The organism is Empedobacter sp. UBA3239, from assembly GCF_002362875.1.
Classification (GTDB): Bacteria; Bacteroidota; Bacteroidia; order Flavobacteriales; family Weeksellaceae; genus Empedobacter; species Empedobacter falsenii_B.
In genome coordinates this window covers 1-19,412 of record NZ_DEVJ01000025.1, presented here as the reverse complement: position 1 = coordinate 19,412, position 19,412 = coordinate 1, and the positions used below count along the sequence as shown (strand labels likewise).

Here is a 19,412-nt window from a genome sequence, read left to right as displayed (position 1 = left end):
ATATTAGCTTAATCGATTATAAAATCCAAATTTTTTCTTTAAAATGTATTACTTAATTTAGTTTCATAATTAATTAACACAAAATATAATGAAGAAAAATTTAACGCTGATATTTTCTGCGTTTCTTTTATCTATGTCTGCTTATGCCCAAACGGCAGAGCAAATTGTAGATAATTATGAAGCAAAGGCCATAGCAGGTAATGTTGAGTACAAATTTGATCAAACAATCAATGATGATCTTAACCAAAGGGTTTACACACAAAGAACTTTCCAAGGTATTCCAATTTATAACAGTTATTCAACATATATAATAAAGGATAAACAAGTTATTTCTAAAACTTCATCAGAAAATTTTAATATATCATTAAAGAATGCAGATATTTCTCCATCTTTAAATTTTAACGAGGCTTTAAATAAAGTAGCTCAATCAGAAGGATTAAAAGCTTTTTCAGATTCAAAAATAGACCAAAATGGTGTATATTTTTCGAAAGATGATTCTTCAGAATTGGTTTATTATATTAATGACCAAAACCAAGCAATTCTAAGTTATGCGTTTAGTTATCAATTGGTAAAAGATAACCATAATGATATCATTCATGTTATTGTTAACGCAATGAATGGTGCAATTTTAGAAAAACATAACAATACATTAAGCTGTGGTTTTGATCATGGAGCTTTTCATAATGAGAATTTAGCTACATTTAATAAAGCTGATTGGGATTGGTTATATGCTGATGTTAATAATGTAGCTTCACCACAATACAATGTTTACCAATTACCTTTAGAAGCTCCTAATCGTGGAGGAAGATCATTTGCTGATCTTTCTGTTTCAAATGTTACTGCATCACCGAATGGTTGGCATAACACAGCAGAATCAACTGTAAAAACAAGAACAGAAGGAAACAATGTAAGAGCTGTTAGAGATCATGATTCTAAAGGATATCAGACTTATAATTCTATATCAAATACAGTAACAATCAAAGATACTGATTATGCTGATGGAGGAAATGATTTAAATTTTGATTTTCCAATGAATTTGTCTAACCATCCTTATACTAATTGGGAAGGGGCAACTACTAATTTGTTCTATATGAACAATATGATGCATGATATTTTCTATAATTATGGTTTTACAGAGGCTAATGGAAATTTTCAAAAAGTTAATTTTGATAAAGGAGGAACAGGTAATGATGATGTTGTAGCCTTGGCACAAACAGGAGTGTCGTTAGGGTACACTAACAATGCTACTTTTGCTACACCTGCAGACGGAAGATCTCCAAGAATGGCAATGTACTTATGGAATAAAACTCCAGAACCATTAATTATTAATAGTCCTGCTAATATAGCTGGTAGTTATCAAGCTACTGTTCCTACTTGGGGAGGTACATTAACTTCTACTGCTTTAACTGGAGATCTTGCATTAATTGTAAAAAGTGAAACGACAGGTACGCCTTATGATGGTTGTGGGACAATCACAAATGCTGCAGAAGTAAATGATAAGATAGCAATTATATACCGTGGAGATTGTTCTTTTGCTATAAAAGTAAAAAATGCTCAGAATGCTGGAGCTAAAGCTGCTATTATTGTAAATAATGTAGATGGGATGATTAATATGTCTGGAGATGATACAACAATTACAATTCCAGCAATTTCTATTAGTAAAGCAGATGGAGATGCAATTATGCAAGAATTGCAAAATAAAGTAGTCGTTAATGGATCTTTATTAAAACCAGATGAATCATTTATTGATGGAAGTTTAGACAACGGAATTATTGCACATGAATATGGACATGGAATTTCTAATCGTTTGACTGGTCCAATCACAAATGCTAACTGTTTGAATAATCTTGAACAAATGGGTGAAGGTTGGTCTGATTTCTTTGGATTGATGATTACTCAATTGCCATCTGATATAAGTACTACTAAAAGAGGAATAGGAACATTTGCTGTAGGTGAAAAGAAAGAAGGTGTTGGAATTCGTCCTACAGTTTATTCGACTGATATGACAGTTAATCCTGCTAGATATGGATTCTTAAAAACTTATGGTAATTCAGATTCTCCTCACAATACTGGTTACGTATGGGCTTCTATGCTTTGGGATTTAAACTGGAAAATGGTTAATAAATATGGTTTCTCTCCAGATTTATATAATGGTAAAGCTGGTAATAATATGGCTATACAATTAGTAATGACAGGTCTTAAGTTACAACCTTGTTCTCCAGGATTTGTAGATGGACGTGATGCTATTCTTAAAGCTGACGAACAATTAAATAATGGAGTTAATAAGTGTGAGATTTGGGAAGCATTTTCAGCTCGTGGTTTAGGTTATAGCGCTAAACAAGGAAGCTCTAATAGTAGAACAGATGGAACAGAAGCTTTTGATATGCCACCAGTTGAAGAGTTAGAATGTAAACTAGCTACTTCTGATGTTAAACAATCTACTTTCCAAATGTATCCTAACCCAGCTAAGGATGTAGTTTACATTGTTGATAAATCTATTAAAAATGATATCAAAGTTGATATTGTTGATATGACAGGTAAAGTTGTTTCAACTTCTAATGTAAAATTTGATGGTCAAAAAGGAACAGTTTCCACTGATAATTTACCAAAAGGTATTTACATCTTAAAATTTGAAACAGATAATGGAACTATTACAAAAAAATTGATTAAAAACTAAATTTTAGTCTCAAAATAAATAAAACTAAAAATCCATCTCAATTTTTGAGATGGATTTTTTAATTTGCTTTAGAAAATTGATATCGGTTTAGGTTGTTTTGATAAACTGGTTATATTTATCAAAATAGCTTTTTAGTTTGGTTGTTGGTTAGTAATCTTAAAAGCATTACAAACGATGTTGTTTGTTGATACAAATGTCTTGAATAAATACTAAACTAAAAAATGTAGACTATCATCAAAGTGTCTACAGGTTGAAAAAAATAAATCTAAGTAGTAAATAAAATGTATTGATTTAAAACATTATTAATTATTTTAAATCAGTTGTTTAATTTTTTTTTATTTCGGGATTTATAAAATTGTTTAAAGAATTTATATAATTTCTTTAAAAGGAATTTCGAGTTGAGTTCCGAATTTTTTTTGATTATTGGATAAATTAGAAATAGATACTCCTAATAATCGAACTGGTTTTTCTGAGGAGTAACCTTCGGTTAATAAATCATAACAAATTTGATCAAAAAGTTCTCTATTTTTAACTGGAAATGATGCTGATTTACTTTTTGTAGTTACCGAAAAATCATTGTGTTTTATTTTTACAGTAATTGTTCTTCCATAAATTGATGTTTTTAAGGAAAAGTTCCAAACATCTTCCATTAGTGGAAATAAAGCGATTTGCATTTCTTCTAATGTTTCTAAATCTTTGCTAAAAGTTGTTTCTGAACCAGATGATTTTCGCAATCGAGTTGGGTTGACCTCTCTAAAATCTAATCCTCTAACAATATTGTAATAGTATTTACCAGATTTTCCGAATTCGCGTAAGAGTTTTTCTAATTCTAGGTTCTTCAAGTCCAAACCTGTATGAATACCCATCATTTGCATACGTTCGGCAGTTACTTTCCCAATTCCATGAAATTTTTTGATTGGTAATTGATCAATAAAACTTTCAGACATTTTAGGTGTAATTACATAAAGTCCATCAGGTTTGTTATAATCCGAAGCAATTTTAGCTAAAAATTTATTGAACGAAACACCTGCAGAAGCAGTCAAATCTGTTCGTTCTTTTATTTTTTGTTTGATTTCGTTTGCAATATCTGTGGCGATTTCGATGTTTTTATGGTTAATTGTTACATCCAAAAAAGCTTCATCCAAAGATAAAGGTTCAACCAAATCAGTATATTCAAGAAATATTTCACGAATTTGATTCGAAACTTCTTTATAAACTTGAAATCGTGGTTTTACAAATATCAAATGTGGACATTTGCGTTTTGCAACAACAGAAGACATTGCAGAGCCGACGCCATATTTTCTAGCTTCGTAACTAGCGGTAGCAATCACACCACGTTCTTCATTTCCGCCAACAGCAATGCATTTCCCTCTTAATTCGGGGAAATCTCGTTGTTCAACAGAAGCATAAAAAGCGTCCATATCGATGTGAATAATCTTACGCTGCATCTTGCAAAATTACTCGCTTTATTTTAAATGATACTCTTGAATAAAGTTTTTTAAGTTTTTCTTATCGGCAACAATTGTCAAATAATCGCCCAATTCAATTGGTACATTTCGATCAGGATTGTGAATCATTTTTCCATCGCGCTCTATCGAAACCACAATTCCTTTTGCCGTATCTTTTACCCAGCCAATCGATTTATGCTCCAAAACACAAAAATCATTCGGAATAACTACTTTATCCAACGTAAAATTATCTGTATTTTTAAGATCATTATTTTCTGGAGGAGTTTCACCAATAATTTGCAAATACTTCTCAAATCGTTGAATATGTTCATCCGTTCCAATAATTCCAATTTTATCGAAAGGATATAAAACTGATTCAGAATTTGGAGTCTGAATAATTCGATCGCCACGTTTGATATAGGCAATATTGATCTGAAATTTTGTTCGCCAATCCAATTCACCCAAAAAAACACCAATAAAATTGGCATTTTGCGGAACAATCATATCCGAAATATGCGTGTTATCCCAAGTATATTGAAATTTATCTTGTTTCTTTTTCTCTTCAATTTTTTTAGTCAAAATTTCACGTTCATTTAAGTTATAAATGAATTTTGTTTGAATATAATTGTAAAACTGATTGAAATATTTTGAAAGAAAATACATAGTAATCAATAATCCAATAACCAAAACAATTGAAGCAATTGTACTTGAAAAAAATTGATTATAAATAAAAATTACAGCAACTACAACTAAAGTTAAACGTATAGAAATAATTGCAATAATTGGTGCACGATTGTAATTAGATTCATCCCAAAACTCTCTGATAATTTCTCTTTTTGGACGATTTCCAATAATTGCCCAAATAAATGGAATACACAATACAAATGTCAATGTAAGGCTAACCAAACTTGCGCCAAAATAGGTAAACCAGTCGCTTAATAAGAATAAAACGTAGCTTTTGATAATCAATGTGATTGCGATAATGATTATTCCATTGATAAAAATTGTAGAAACTGTTTGTTTGATGATTTTATTCCATTTATTTTCGTTTTGAATGTGTTGTGTATCAGATGAATAATTTTCAACACCTTGAATAAATTTTTGTGGAAGAACTTTTTCCAGTAAAGTATAAACTTTGTCAGATGATTTTATTAAATAAGGTGTAGTAAATGTTGTAATTGCCGAAACACCGACTGCAACAGGAAATAAGAAGTCGCTTGTTACGCCAAGAGAAAGTCCCAAACCAGCAACGATGAAAGCAAATTCACCAATTTGTGCCATACTCATTCCTACTTGTACGGACTGTTTTAGCGGTTGTCCTGAAATTATAGCACCTAAAGTGGTAAAAATTAACTTTCCAAAAATCGTCAGCAATGTTACAATCAAAATTGCCCATTTGTGTTCGTACATTGAAACAGGATTAATCATCATTCCAATAGAAATAAAGAAGATTGTAGCAAATAAATTTTTTACAGATTGAAAATTATGTTCGATTTTTTCTGCATAAACAGTTTCAGCTAGAATAGACCCCATTACAAATGCACCCAATTCTATAGAAAAACCAGCACTATCCGCTATATAAACCATTCCAAGACATAATCCAATTGAGATAATTAGTAAAGTTTCATCATCTAAATAGTTCTTAATTGAACGTAAAAAAGTTGGAATAATAAAAATTCCTCCAATAAACCAAACCGCTAAAAAGAAACCTAATTTAACGAAAGAATTAATCATTTCTGCTCCGTTAAAATGCTGGCTAACCGCCATAGTAGAAAGCATAACCATTAATAAAATGACTACAATATCTTCTACAATTAAAATTCCGAAAACGACATTCGCGAATTTCTTTCGTTTCAATCCTAATTCATCAAATGCTCTAATAATAATGGTTGTAGAGGAACTTGCTAATAAACCGCCGAGGAAAATGCTGTCCATCTTCGACCAATTCATAAATCGACCAACTAAATAACCAACGGTTACAATACAAATAATTTCGACAATCGCAGTGATGGAGGCAGAACCACCAACATTGAGTAATTTTTTGAAACTAAATTCGAGACCAAGACTAAAAAGCAAAAATATAACACCAATCTTCGCCCAAATCTCCACATTATGTTCTTCTGCAACTGTGGGAATATATTCGAAATGCGGTCCAACCAAAAAACCAGCAATAATAAAACCTAAAACAAGAGGTTGGTTGATACGTTTGAAAATAAGCGTCGTCACAGCGCCTACACATAGAATTAATCCAAGATCGGTAATAAGTTTTGGCAGGTGTTCTTCCATAAATTGCGTTTATTTTTTACTAATTTAATGTTTTTTAATGGATAAAATACTGCTTAATATTCGATTAAATTTTAATTTCTCATAATAAAAAACTCACTAATTTATCTGAATTAGTGAGTTTGTATTTAATAGTATGAATTTTTTATAATGATATTTTTGCTAAATAAGAATCTCCTTCGGTTTTTATTTTTGTACATTTTAGTTTATGATATTCGCACGCATTTTTTAACGTATCAAAATCCAAATACAACCATTGAATAGATTCTTCTTGCTCACCTTTATAATGAACCGTAAAATCTAACTCACCGTAGTAATTTCCATTACTTGGAATCCATTTTCCACCATCTTCGTCTTCATCAAACATATAAATAATGTCGGTTCCATCAATCAAAACTTGACCATTTTCGGTTAATAAATTTTTAATTTTATCCAAGAAAACATTGATTAAAACTAAATTCTGAAAAATTCCAGTTCCATTCATCAAAAATAGAATCGTATCAAATTTCTCAGTTTCATTGATTTCAAGGAAATTCTGAACTTTTGCATTTTTAATTCCTCTCAACAAACAAGCTTCAATCGCTTTTGGAGAAATATCAATCGCTAAAACATCTGAACTTTTTTCTTGCAAATAAAGTGAATGAGAACCCGCTCCACAACCTACATCCAATATTTTTCCTTTTGATAAATCTAATGCTTTTTGTTCCAAAATTGGCATATCATCATACTTTCGAAAAAGATAATCAATTGGCATTACATCCAACTCTGAAATTGATGTTTCGGTATAGAGATCTTCGGGCGAATGATTGGTTTGATAATCTAAAATTGCCTGTCCGAAAAGGTCTTTCATGTTATTTTTATTTTTATGTTCTGATTGATACAGAAACTTTTATTTGTTATTTTTTGCTAAAATTGCCTCAACAATTTGCTGTGCATGTACGCGCGAATTTTCAATAAACCAAATATTCGTCAACATACCACCACAAACAACGCCTGCCAAATATAAACCATCCACATTTGTTTCCATTGTTTCAGGATTGTAAGTTGGCGTTTTCAATTCATCATTACTGAAAGTTATTCCACAGTTCTCCAAAAATTTGAAATTTGGATGATAACCAGTTAAAGCTAAAACGGTATCATTTTCAATTGAAATATCACCTTCTGGTGTTTGGATATGAACTTGACTTTCGTCAATCAATGTGATATTCGAGTTGAAAAAAGCCTTGATACTTCCTTCCGAAATTCGATTTTCGATATCTGGACGAACCCAATATTTTAGTCGATGCGTAAAAGCTTCGCCACGTATCACCATTGTTACATTGGCACCTTTTCGATAACATTCTAAAGCCGCATCAACAGAAGAATTATTCGCGCCAACAACTACCACATTCTGAAAAGAATAAGGGTGAGCTTCCTTGTAATAATGATGAACTTTTGGCAAATTTTCTCCTTCAATATTCATTAAGTTTGGAATGTCATAAAAACCAGTTGCAATAACTACATTTTTTGCTGAATAATTACTTTTAGAGGTTTTAATATCAAAATGATTTATTTCAACTTTATTAATCGATTCAACTTCTTCGTAAAGATTGAGATTAAATTTAAAATATTTATGAATGTTTCTATAATATTCTAAAGCCTCTTGTCGACCAGGTTTTGGCGCAATACAGTTAAATGGAATTTCTCCAATTTCTAATCGTTCTGCAGTCGAAAAAAATGTCATATACAAAGGATAGTTGTACAAACTATTTGTCAAAGCACCTTTTTCAATAATTAAATAAGAAAGATTGTTTCTTTTCGCTTCTATTGCACAAGCTAAACCAATCGGTCCAGCACCTACAATTATCAAATCATATTGTTCTTTCATTAAGCAAATTTACGGATAATCAGTTCGGTAATCTTTATGATTTTTACCAATTTTTATAAAAATAATGTTTAACTATTTGGATTAACGAAATATATTAATAATTTTGTTTGACAATTTTGTCAAAATAAAAAAGCCGCACAGATATGACAGACGATACAGAAGAATTAATCAAAGAAACAGCGAAAAGAATGTTTTTTGCGGAAGGTAGATTTCATGCAACTACGCAAGAAATAGCTGATGAAGCGAAAGTGAATAGAACGTTGATTAATTATTATTTCAGATCGCGATACAATTTAATTAGTATTATTTACGAAGAAGCTACGCGAGTAAGTAATGAAAAATCGCGTGCTATTTTTGATAGAAATCGTGATATCAAAGAAATGATTGGCGAATTTATAGAGGATTCTATTGCAACATCAATCAAGTATCCATATTTGGAAACTTACATCGTTACCGAAATGAATAAAAATAATACAATGTGTTCTAAGTTAATGAAAGATGATTTAGATGTAGTTGTAAATGTTTTTTACGAAAGATTAGAGGAAGAAATGGAAAAAGGAACGATTAAAAAGATGGAGCCACTTCAGTTTTTGTTAAACATGATTTCATTGGTTAATTATCCATTTACAATTCGTCCGCTACTTCAATTGGATTTGAAATTGAGCGACGAAGATTTCAAACGTATTCTTTCTGATCGAAAAGAAATTATTCTCAATACACTTTTTAATAATTAATATATCAATGAAAAGGTTAAAACAATTACTTTCTATAGCGATTGTAGCGTTGATGAGTTCTGCTAATGCCCAAGAAATTATTGCACTTAAAGATGCAGTAAATTTTGCACTAGAAAACAAAGCAGATGCAAAACGTGCAGATTTGGCAATCAAAAAAGCCGAATATAAAATTGATGAAGCTAGAGCAGGAGCCTTACCTCAAGTAAACGCCAATGCAGGTTTGCAATATAATCCAATTGTACAAGAAATGGCGTTGACAATGGGCGGACAAACAACTGTGATTAAAATGGGACAACCATGGAATTCGAGTTTGGGCGTTACGGTAAATCAAACATTGTTTGATCAACGAGTTTTTACAGGTTTGAAAGCCGCGAAAACAACGCGCGAATTTTATCAGGTGAATGCAGATTTAACAGATGAACAAATTATTGAGCGTGTTGCAAATGCGTATTACCAAGTTTTTATTCAAGAAGAAAAATTAAAAACGATTGAAAAAAGTTACGAAAACACAAATAAAGTTCGAAATGTAATCAAAAGTTTAGTGGATAATGGATTGGCAAAACCAATTGATTTGGATCGAATTGTTGTGCAATTAAATAATATTTCTTCTTCGCGTCAACAGTTGGTAAATGCAGTTGAAATCAACAAAAATGCGTTAAAATTCTACATGGGTTATCCAATTGAGCAACCAATTAGTCTAACAGAAGAAACAATTACACCAAATTTAGTTTTGTTGGAAGATCAAATTGATGTTGAAAATAGAACAGAATTTAAAGTTTTATCCAAACAAAAAGAATTGTTAGGTTTTGCAAAAGAAGCAGAACGAGCAAATCTTTATCCGACAGTTGGTTTATCTGGAAATTATGGATTGCAAGGTTTTGGACAGAAGTTTTTAACTTCTCAAGATTATTATTGGTCAGATTTAGCTTCGATTGGTTTGAGTGTTAAAGTTCCGATTTTTTCTGGTGGAGCTACAAAAGCAAAAATTAATCAAGCAGAAATTGATTTGTTGGATATCGAAGAACAAATGAGTGACACAAAACTTGGTTTGAGTTTAGAATATCAAAATGCAAAAGCACAAATAGAAAATGCATTGAAAAGTGTCGATATTCAAGAAGAAAATGTGAGTTTGGCAGAGAAAGTTTTATCAAATACTCAAAATAATTACCAACAAGGTTTAGCTAATTTGACAGAAATTTTAGATGCTGAAAATGCGTTGACAGATGCTAGAAATAATTACTCAAATGCTTTGTTAGAATATAAAATTGCCGAAATCGCATTAATCAAAGCAAAAGGAGACTTAAAAACATTAATTCAATAATAGAACCGATTTATGAAATCAGTAAAAACTTTACTTTATATATTAATTGCTGCTGGCTTGATTGGTGGAGCAGTTTACATAATCAAAAATAACAAAGCGAAGCAAGAAAAGGAAGTTGCGATTGTAAATGCTAATAACGATGAGGTTGTGGTAAATACAATTAAAGCAAAATACGAAAGCTTAAATACAGATTATACGTCAAACGGTACATTTGCGCCATTTCAGGAAATGAGTTTTCCTTCAGAAATTTCAGGAAGAATTGTTCGTGTATTGGTAGATGAAGGTAGTTATGTTTCTGTTGGTCAAACATTGGCAACAATCAAAAAAGATGCAATTGAGGTTGATGTAACTCAAGCACAAAATAATCTTCAAAATGCGATTATAGATAATCAACGTTACGAAAATGCGTACAAAACTGGAGGAGTAACAAAACAACAATTGGATAATTCGCGTTTGCAATTAAAAAATGCAAGAGCAGCGGTTTCTGCACAAAATTTACGTGTTCGTGATACCAATGTAAAAGCAACTATTTCTGGTGTGATTAACAAGCGTTACATAGAGCCAGGATCTGTAGTAGCACCGGGTTCGCAAATGTTTGATATTGTTAATGTGTCAAAACTAAAATTACAAGTTACAGTAACAGAAGCTGAAGTTGTGAATTTGAAAGTGGGACAAACAATCAAAGTATTGGCGAGTGTTTTTCCTGATCAAGAATTTGCAGGAAAAATTTCTTTTATTGCGCCTAAAGCAGATGCTTCATTAAACTTTCCAGTAGAAATTCAAGTTTCGAATAATTCTGGTTTAAAAGCTGGTATGTACGGAACGGCAGTTTTCTCGACAAAAGATGATGTAAATGCGGGGAAAAATGTATTAGTTGTTCCAGCAAATGCTTTCGTAAATGGAATTAGTTCGGGACAAGTTTTCGTGGTTGAAAATAATGCAGCGAAATTAACGAAAGTTGTGATTGGGAAAACGGTTGGAACTGAAGTTGAAATTATTAGTGGAATTAAAGATGGAGCTGAAATCGTGACAAGTGGTCAGATTAATCTGAAAGATGGAACGAAAGTGAAAGTTGTAAAATAAGAGTAGTTTTTCCATGAAAATAGCAGAAATATCAATTAAACGTCCCACAATGATTATCGTGTTATTCACGATTTTAACATTAGGAGGATTGTTTAGTTATACGCAAATGGGATACGAATTAATCCCAAAATTTGAAACGAATGTTGTTACGATTTCAACGGTTTATCCTGGAGCTTCTCCAAACGAAGTTGAAAATTCTGTAACCAAAAAGATAGAGGATGCGGTTGCAGCCTTAGAAAATGTAAAGAAAGTAGAATCGAAATCTTATGAAAGTTTATCAGTTGTAATGGTGACGTTGAATTCTGATGCAAATGCAGATTTAGCGTTGAATGATGCGCAACGTAAGATTAATGCCATTGAGAAAGATTTACCTGATGATGTAGATCCGCCTTCTTTGACGAAATTCTCGTTAAGTGATTTACCAATTATTACAGCTGGTGTAACGTCTGATAAGTTGACAGAAAAAGATTTGTATGATTTGTTAGATAAAAAAATAGAACCAGTTTTATCACGTGTGACAGGTGTTGCGCAAGTAAATTTGATTGGAGGACAAGAACGTGAAATTCAGGTAAGTTTAGATCCTGTGAAATTGAAAGGTTATGGATTATCTGTGCCTCAAGTTCAGCAAGCAATCTTAACTTCGAATTTAGATTTCCCAACAGGAAGTGTAAAAACGCGTGAAAATTCGACAATTATTCGTCTTTCGGGAAAATATAAATCGGTTAATGAATTAAATAATTTAGTAATTTCTTCAAATAATGGCATTCAAGTTCGTTTGTCAGAAGTTGCTTTTGTGCATGATTCTCAGAAAGAAGTAGAAAAAATTGCACGTGTTAATCAGAGTTCAGCGATTATTGTTCAGGTTGTAAAACAATCTGATGCAAATGCAGTGGCTGTTTCTGAATTGATGAAAGAAACCATCAAAAAAGTTGAAGCTGATTATAGCAAAGAAGGTCTTAAAATTCAGATTGTAAATGATACGTCTGATTTTACATTGGCAGCTGCAGATCACGTTATTTTCGATTTAGTTTTAGCCGTTGTGTTGGTTGCAATTGTGATGCTTTTGTTTTTACATAGTATTCGTAATGCCTTTATTGTAATGGTTTCTATTCCGGCTTCGTTAATCGCAACGTTTATCGGAATGTATTTGATGGGTTATACGTTAAACTTGATGTCGTTACTTGGTTTATCACTTGTTGTGGGAATTTTGGTGGATGACGCCATTGTAGTTTTAGAGAATATTTACCGTCATATGGAGATGGGAAAATCGAGAATTAGAGCATCGTACGACGGAGCAAAAGAAATTGGATTTACCGTAACTGCGATTACATTGGTAATTGTAGTGGTTTTCTTACCAATTGCAATGAGTACAGGTTTGGTTTCTAACGTTATTTCTCAATTCTGTGTTACCGTAGTTATTGCAACTTTATTATCCTTATTGTCATCGTTTACGATTGTACCTTGGCTGTCATCTCGTTTCGGAAAATTAGAACATATCACGGGGAAAAATATTTTCGAAAAATTTATTCTTTGGTTCGAAAAACAATTAACAAAATTCACGCATTTCATTTCTGATATGTTAGAATGGTGTTTAAAATCAACTGTTCGAAGAATTGGTGTTTTTATTGGAGTTTTCATTCTTTTATTCGGGACAATTGCCATCTTAATGGGAGGAAAATACATTGGTGGAGAATTTTTCCCGAAAACAGATAAAGGAGAATTCTTAGTTCAGATGGAATTACCAAAAGATGCAACAATCGAAGAGTCAAACTTTGTAACGCAAAAAGCAGAAAAATTTTTACGTGATAAAAAAGAAGTTGTTGATATGATTACAACGGTTGGTCAAAGTTCCGAAGGTTTTGGAGCGGCGCAAGCAACAGCTTATAAGTCGGAGATTGATGTTATTCTAAATGATAAATCAGAGCGTGAAGATAATTCGTTTATTTATGCAGCGAAAGTAAAACGTGAATTAGAAAAAGAATTGGTTGGAGTGAAAGTGAAAACTGTTCCAGTTGGTTTGATTGGAGCGGAACAAGCGCCAATTGCGTTGGTTGTGACTGGTCCAAATTTAGAAAGCGCGATGAAATTTGCTGAGTTAGCGAAGCATGAATTAGAACAAATTAAAGGTTCTTCGGAAGTGAAATTAACAACAGAAGCGGGTAATCCTGAAATTAATGTGCAAGTTGACCGTGATAAAATGTCTTCTTTAGGATTGAATCTTCAAACGGTTGGTTTAACCATGCAAACGGCTTTCTCTGGAAATACAGATGGTAAATTCCGTGCCGGTGAATACGAATATGATATTAATATTCAGTACAATGATTTTAATCGTTCGAATATTGATGATGTTCGTAGCTTAATTTTTGTGAATGATAAAGGACAACAAATCCGATTGGATCAATTTGCAACGGTTATGCAAAGTTCAGGTCCAAGTTTCTTAGAACGTCGTGATAAAACGCCTTCTGTAACAGTTCAAGCACAATCCGTTGGTCGTACAACAGGTGATATTGTGACTGATTTCAAGGAAAGTTTGAAGAAAATTGATAGTAAAAAACCAACCGGTGTATCGTATGTTTGGGGTGGAGATGAAGAAAATCAATCCGAAGGATTTGGTACATTAGGTTATGCATTATTAGCTGCAATTATCTTGGTTTACTTGGTAATGGTTGCTTTGTACGACTCGTTTATTTATCCTTTCGTGGTTTTGTTTTCGATTCCATTATCTTTAATCGGAGTTTTCGTAGTATTAGCATTAACAAACAATTCATTGAATATTTTCACGATTCTCGGAATGATTATGTTGATTGGTTTGGTGTGTAAAAATGCGATTTTATTGGTCGACTTTACCAATCATAGAAAAGAAGCTGGCGAAACTACTCACAATGCTTTAGTACAAGCTAATCATGCGCGTCTTCGTCCAATTTTGATGACAACAATTGCGATGGTTTTCGGTATGATTCCGATTGCCTTAGCAAAAGGAGCAGGAGCGGAGATGAACAATGGTTTAGCATGGGTAATTATTGGTGGTTTAGTGTCATCATTATTCCTAACCTTAATTATCGTTCCTGTGGTTTATTCATTATTCGATAGTGCAATTCGTCGTTTCTCAAAAGGAGAAAAAGTAGATTATGAAGCAGAAATGGTTGCAGATTATGAAGCAAGACAAATAAAAGAAGAATGGGAAGAGTAATCTTTCGTTTTTAGATATTTAATCAAACCCGTTCAGTTTTTATTATTTTAATTGATACATAAAAAAATCCTTGTCAAGGTTCTAAACCTTGACAAGGATTTTTATTTAGTTGAAATTGTTATTTTGTGAGGTGATGTTAGCTGTAGTGTTTTTAATCTTCAATATTTCTTGAATACCATTCTGTTAATTCCCAAGTTTCATCTTTCTCGATTCTATAATTAAATTCACGAGGATAATTTTCTGAGTTAATTAATTTAGTAAGAAAATCATTTGTAAATTCTGGTGAATAAATTTTATAGATTAATTGTCTAGTTGAATTCCAAGTTATTCTCGCAAAGAAAAGTGCATTTGGTTTCTCCTTATTATTACCTTTAATTTTGTTATCCAAAAACTCTTCAAATTTTTCAATGATTTTTAATTCTTCTTCCGAAGGCATTCCATTTTCAATAGTTTTATCAAAATCAATTAATATTGAGCAATTCCAAGAAAATACTTTTTTCAAATTTTTGCTTTTCAAGTTATCATTTACAATGGCAATTCCAGGAAGTTGTTCCTGTTTAAATTCCAAAACTTTATAAATTTCCGCGGGAATAAAAACTTCAATATCATCTGATTTTTTCATTTGTAGCAGTTTTATTTGGTAACATTACAGCTAACATTATTTTTTTTCACGAAGTTAAACATAGTCAAGTTTCGTAAAAAAAACATTAAATCAGCTTTTCTTTAATTTCCTGCTAATATAAACATTCACAATAGTAGTTAAAGTGTTATTCTCGCTTTTCTACTGTCCGTCTAAAAGATTTGATTACAAACAGATGTGTTTTACCTTACCTGAGTCCTCGGTTGATTACAAACAGTTGTGTTTTGCCTTTCCTGAGTCCTCGGTTGATTACAAACAGATGTGTTTTACCTTTCCTGAGTCTTCGGTTGATTATAAACAGGTATGTTTTACCTTTTCCGAGTCCTCAGTTAATTATAAACAGATGTGTTTTACCTTACCTGAGTCCTCGGTTGACTGCAAAGAAATTTATTTTTTTAACTATTTCTAGTGAGTTTTAGACAAATTAAAACGTTTATTTTTGGCGTAATATTAATTGAGACTTTCTAAAAAATGAAGAAACTGTTTTTATTGACAACATTATTTATGGTGTCAGCACTTTTTGCCCAACAAGCGACAAATACGTTAGAAGGCGTTTTTACAACAAAAGCAAAAGATGAATTATATAATCCATTGAAATTTGATGGAAAAGGAAGAGTAACAATCGGTGAATTTGATGAGGTTGGTTACGAATTTACTGAACGCAACGATTCGGTTATAATATTTGTCGAAAAAACGGTTTTTATCTTCAAAAAAGAGAAAAATCAATTAAAAGGAATTTCAGATTGGGTAGATAAAAAAGTATATAAATCAAATTTGAAATCTTTCGAAAATAAAGCTCAATCAAATCCTAAATTAGCGCAACGTGCAAATTGGATGGCTCAGAATTATGATATCAATTTTAAAAATAATGCTTCTTTTCTTTTTGATTTAGATGAAAATAGTTTGAATCAAAAATTAAAGGAAAATGAAGCTGCAAATGCAAAACTGTGTAAAGAAGGTTTTGATGAAAGCTGTAAAGTAGTTTTTGCTTATAAATTTGCTGAACAATCTGGTGGTGTTTTCGAAACATTGAATGCGGCGGACGAAATAAAACTTAAACCAAATAAAGAGTTACAGCAATTAGCACAACGTGTGATTGATTTAGGAAATCCAGATGGATACGGATTATTTTATACGTATTATTATTTTACTGGGGAAAAAGAAAAAGCAGAGCAATTTTTACAAAAAGGTTTAGATTTAGGATCTGCATATTGCAACGAGATTTCTTTAAACTCTGCTTTAAGTGAATTCGGACAAGGTCTAGAATCAGAAATAGAAAATTTAGGCGAAGAGTAATCATCGTATTGAAGAGATATGGTATAAAGTTTGGTTTATTTTGTCATTAAATTATAATTATGAAAAAATCTTATGCTTTAATTATTCTTGTAGCTGCACTTTTTATGAATAGTTGTACTACGAACAAAGCGAATACGGATTCAACTTCAATTTTAGAAGAACATCAAATTGTTGTGAATGGAAAAGTAACCGCACTTGAAAAAGGTAAAGATGGCTATATGGCAACAATCGAAACCAAAAAAGGAGAGCATTACAAAGCAACAATTAGCATCATAAATTTTCAAAAGAACAATCAAGAATATAAATCCTTGAATATTGGAGATGAAGTATCGGTCGAAGGTCCTACATGGAGCGATGTCGATGGAAATAAATATATAAAAGTGGAGAAGATGAAATAAATCAATTCAACCAAAAATAAAAAAGAGAACTTTTTAGTTCTCTTTTTTATTTAGTAAATATTTTGCAACAGCATGATATGGATATACTAACATAAACTCGAGTATAAGAAAAGTTATTAGACTTATCTTAAAATGATGAAAGGACAAAAAATCTTTACGATGCCTCATTTAAATTACGAGTAGTAGAATTGAGTTATGAAATAAGTAATATTTCAGAATTAGTAAGGGAACTTGTAATAAAACATCATTATTATACAAATGCCACAAAGATGATCAAGAATATGAATCTAACAGTTTTCCATGAAAAGGTAATTTAAAATTAACAGCAGAACAGCAGTGTATAGTTTAATTAGATAAGAAATTAAAAGATGCTGAATTAGAACGTGATATCTTAAAAAAAAGCAATCAGCATTTTTTTCAAGAACGGTCGATGAAATATAGATTCATAAAGAATTATGAGTACCAATTTCCGATTGAGAAAATATGTTTTCTATTAAAAATCAATTCCAGCAGCTATTTTAAATGGAGAAAGAGAGGTTATTCCAATAGATTTTTGAAAAAAATTGATGTTGTATAAAATAAAGTATTTCTATTTTGAATTTAAGCAAAGATATGGAAGTCCTCGGCTTCATTCAGAATTGACGCATTAGGTTATAGGATATCCCTTAAAACAGTTGCTAAATATATAAAAGAGCTTGGTTTAAGAAATAAATTAAGAAAAAGTAAAGAGTTACAATAAATTCCAAACAGAATTATTTAACTGTGAATAAACTACTTAATCGAGATCTTAGTGATTCAAAACCTTACATGAAATGGGTGTCAGATATACTTATATTCAAACTTAAGAATGATTTTTGTATTTAACAACAGATTAATCGATTTATTTGATAGAAAGGTCATTGGATGGAGTTTAGGCCATAAGACTTTGAATATCGAAAATATCACTTTAGCCGCTTGGAAAATTGCTATAAATACAGACCGATTAAATAATGAATGCTATTTTACTCGGATCAAGGCTGGCAATATCAAATGAAACAATATCAATGTTTATTAAAAAAAAGGAATAATTCAAAGTATGAGTCGAAATGGAAATTGTTTGGATAGTGCAATTATTGAAAATTTCTTTGGAACATTAAAATCAGAACTATTTTACTTGAAAAAATTTGATTCAATACAACAACTAAAAAAAGAAATTAAACAATATATTTACTATTACAACAACGAAAGAATTAAATCGAATCTAAACAAAATGAGCCCGATTGAATACCGAACTCATTTTTATAATAATTAATTTTAGTGTCCAAACTTTTGGGTGCAGTTCATAATCTGTTGGGTTTTGTTTTTTTTAGGGTTTATGGTTAACGTTGTAAGTTTTTTTGTTATTAATTCACAAATTCACTTATGTAAACAAATTGATTTTCAGAAGTGTTTCAATCTATTAGGTGAGAAACTGAAATGAATTCAGTTTAACTGACTACATATCAAACACTTATTGCTTTTTAGTTATTAAATTGTACAACCCTCTCAATACTCATATCTAGAAACATAATGTTTATATTTCGATACACGAACACCGAACAAACCATACGGAACGGATATACAATGGATACAGAATGGATACAGCGTGGATACACCACCGATACAGAAAAGTGTCATTTTGGATATACACCGATACAGAAATTTAACACTTTTTAACATATTTACAATTTGAAACAAATCTAATTCTTCTATGAAGTGCAAATTTGCAAATCTCCAACGTCATACTATCAACGATGAAATAATCTTAAAATTCTAAAAATTTAGTGGCTAATTTTGTTCTTATCTCTTCTAAAAAGAAAAAATATTCGTATTCGTTTATGGAACTGACTTCATTCAAGTATATTAAATATATGTGCATTATTTAATCTTTAAATAAAGAATTCTAGATGTCAATTGACATAAAATCGGCAGTTAAACTCAATCTAACTACTTCTAAATCTGATATTTTTTGTTTTCTATCAACATCCGATTTATTCTCTAATTTACATTCCAAAGAACTTCTAAAACTCTAAAATAATTTTTTACTATATATGATATTGATTTGTTTAGTAATTTCAAGGTTTTGAATTTCAGTTTTTTTAATAACGTATCTGCTAATTATTACCTTACTTTTATCACATAATTCATTTCACCCAACAGATTAAATGAATTATTTTAATATATATAGGGATATATTTTGTTGTATGATGCGAAGATGTATTGAATTTGGCTTGAAAATTCTTTTTTATTCATAAGTTAGATTTCTATATCGTAGAATTCATCCGAAGTTGTTCCTTTAAAAGTATATCTTTTGCTTTTCTTTTTTGGAAGAAAAGTAAAACGTCAAATCATTTTCTGCGGTAAAAACGAAGTTTTAGAATCTAAAATCTAATATCTCACTTCTCACATCTAAAATTCTCAAAAAATATTTCCCATTGTACCAGCAACTTAAGGGAA

Annotated in this window: 13 protein-coding genes and 1 pseudogene; 8 read left to right on the top strand and 6 right to left on the bottom strand. The window is 31.1% G+C overall.

What is annotated here, in order from left to right; genetic code table 11:
• The first annotated feature begins 88 nt into the window (after positions 1-88).
• On the top strand, positions 89-2,677 hold the full coding sequence (locus B4G36_RS03710; protein WP_291062099.1) for a T9SS-dependent M36 family metallopeptidase: 2,589 nt from the start codon (positions 89-91) through the stop codon (positions 2,675-2,677).
• 368 nt (positions 2,678-3,045) lie between these two features.
• Here B4G36_RS03710 and dinB read toward each other — a convergent pair whose 3' ends face one another.
• The 4 genes from dinB to B4G36_RS03690 form a co-directional block, all read right to left on the bottom strand.
• On the bottom strand, positions 3,046-4,125 hold the full coding sequence (dinB, locus tag B4G36_RS03705) for a DNA polymerase IV (RefSeq protein ID WP_291062097.1): 1,080 nt from the start codon (positions 4,123-4,125) through the stop codon (positions 3,046-3,048).
• Between the two features lie 18 nt (positions 4,126-4,143).
• Positions 4,144-6,411 (bottom strand): cation:proton antiporter, encoded by a 2,268-nt coding sequence (locus tag B4G36_RS03700; protein WP_291062095.1) that lies wholly within the window; start codon positions 6,409-6,411, stop codon positions 4,144-4,146.
• A gap of 142 nt (positions 6,412-6,553) precedes the next feature.
• A complete protein-coding gene (locus tag B4G36_RS03695; protein ID WP_291062093.1) occupies positions 6,554-7,258 on the bottom strand; it encodes a class I SAM-dependent methyltransferase in 705 nt (234 codons plus the stop codon).
• Positions 7,259-7,297: 39 nt separating this feature from the next.
• Positions 7,298-8,275, bottom strand: coding sequence for a YpdA family putative bacillithiol disulfide reductase (locus B4G36_RS03690; protein WP_291062091.1), 978 nt, complete (start codon positions 8,273-8,275; stop codon positions 7,298-7,300).
• A gap of 143 nt (positions 8,276-8,418) precedes the next feature.
• On the opposite strand from B4G36_RS03690, the gene B4G36_RS03685 reads away from it, so the two are divergent.
• From B4G36_RS03685 to B4G36_RS03670, 4 genes are read left to right on the top strand one after another with little or no spacing between them, the layout of a single operon-like run.
• Complete coding sequence (locus B4G36_RS03685; protein WP_291062089.1) at positions 8,419-9,009, top strand: TetR/AcrR family transcriptional regulator; 591 nt, start codon at positions 8,419-8,421, stop codon at positions 9,007-9,009.
• 7 nt (positions 9,010-9,016) lie between these two features.
• The gene (locus B4G36_RS03680) at positions 9,017-10,330 is read left to right on the top strand and encodes a TolC family protein (protein ID WP_291062087.1); all 1,314 of its coding nucleotides are present in this window, start codon (positions 9,017-9,019) and stop codon (positions 10,328-10,330) included.
• A 12-nt stretch (positions 10,331-10,342) separates the two neighbouring features.
• Complete coding sequence (locus tag B4G36_RS03675; protein WP_291062085.1) at positions 10,343-11,413, top strand: efflux RND transporter periplasmic adaptor subunit; 1,071 nt, start codon at positions 10,343-10,345, stop codon at positions 11,411-11,413.
• A 13-nt stretch (positions 11,414-11,426) separates the two neighbouring features.
• Positions 11,427-14,603, top strand: a complete 3,177-nt coding sequence (locus B4G36_RS03670) for an efflux RND transporter permease subunit (RefSeq protein ID WP_291062083.1) — start codon at positions 11,427-11,429, stop codon at positions 14,601-14,603.
• A 151-nt stretch (positions 14,604-14,754) separates the two neighbouring features.
• Here the strand turns inward: B4G36_RS03670 and B4G36_RS03665 are convergent, their stop codons facing one another.
• On the bottom strand, positions 14,755-15,225 hold the full coding sequence (locus B4G36_RS03665; protein WP_291062081.1) for a DUF695 domain-containing protein: 471 nt from the start codon (positions 15,223-15,225) through the stop codon (positions 14,755-14,757).
• Between the two features lie 489 nt (positions 15,226-15,714).
• Between B4G36_RS03665 and B4G36_RS03660 the strand changes: the two genes are divergently transcribed.
• The 3 genes from B4G36_RS03660 (at position 15,715) to B4G36_RS03650 (ending at position 18,228) form a co-directional block, all read left to right on the top strand.
• On the top strand, positions 15,715-16,539 hold the full coding sequence (locus B4G36_RS03660; protein WP_291062079.1) for a hypothetical protein: 825 nt from the start codon (positions 15,715-15,717) through the stop codon (positions 16,537-16,539).
• Positions 16,540-16,598: 59 nt separating this feature from the next.
• Positions 16,599-16,937 (top strand): hypothetical protein, encoded by a 339-nt coding sequence (locus B4G36_RS03655; protein WP_291062077.1) that lies wholly within the window; start codon positions 16,599-16,601, stop codon positions 16,935-16,937.
• 1,063 nt (positions 16,938-18,000) lie between these two features.
• Positions 18,001-18,228 (top strand): transposase, encoded by a 228-nt coding sequence (locus B4G36_RS03650; protein ID WP_414646339.1) that lies wholly within the window; start codon positions 18,001-18,003, stop codon positions 18,226-18,228.
• Positions 18,229-18,654: 426 nt separating this feature from the next.
• On the opposite strand, the pseudogene B4G36_RS13985 reads toward B4G36_RS03650, so the two are convergent.
• Positions 18,655-19,013 (bottom strand): annotated as a pseudogene (locus B4G36_RS13985) (IS982 family transposase); the annotation flags it as partial.
• Positions 19,014-19,412 lie beyond the last annotated feature (399 nt).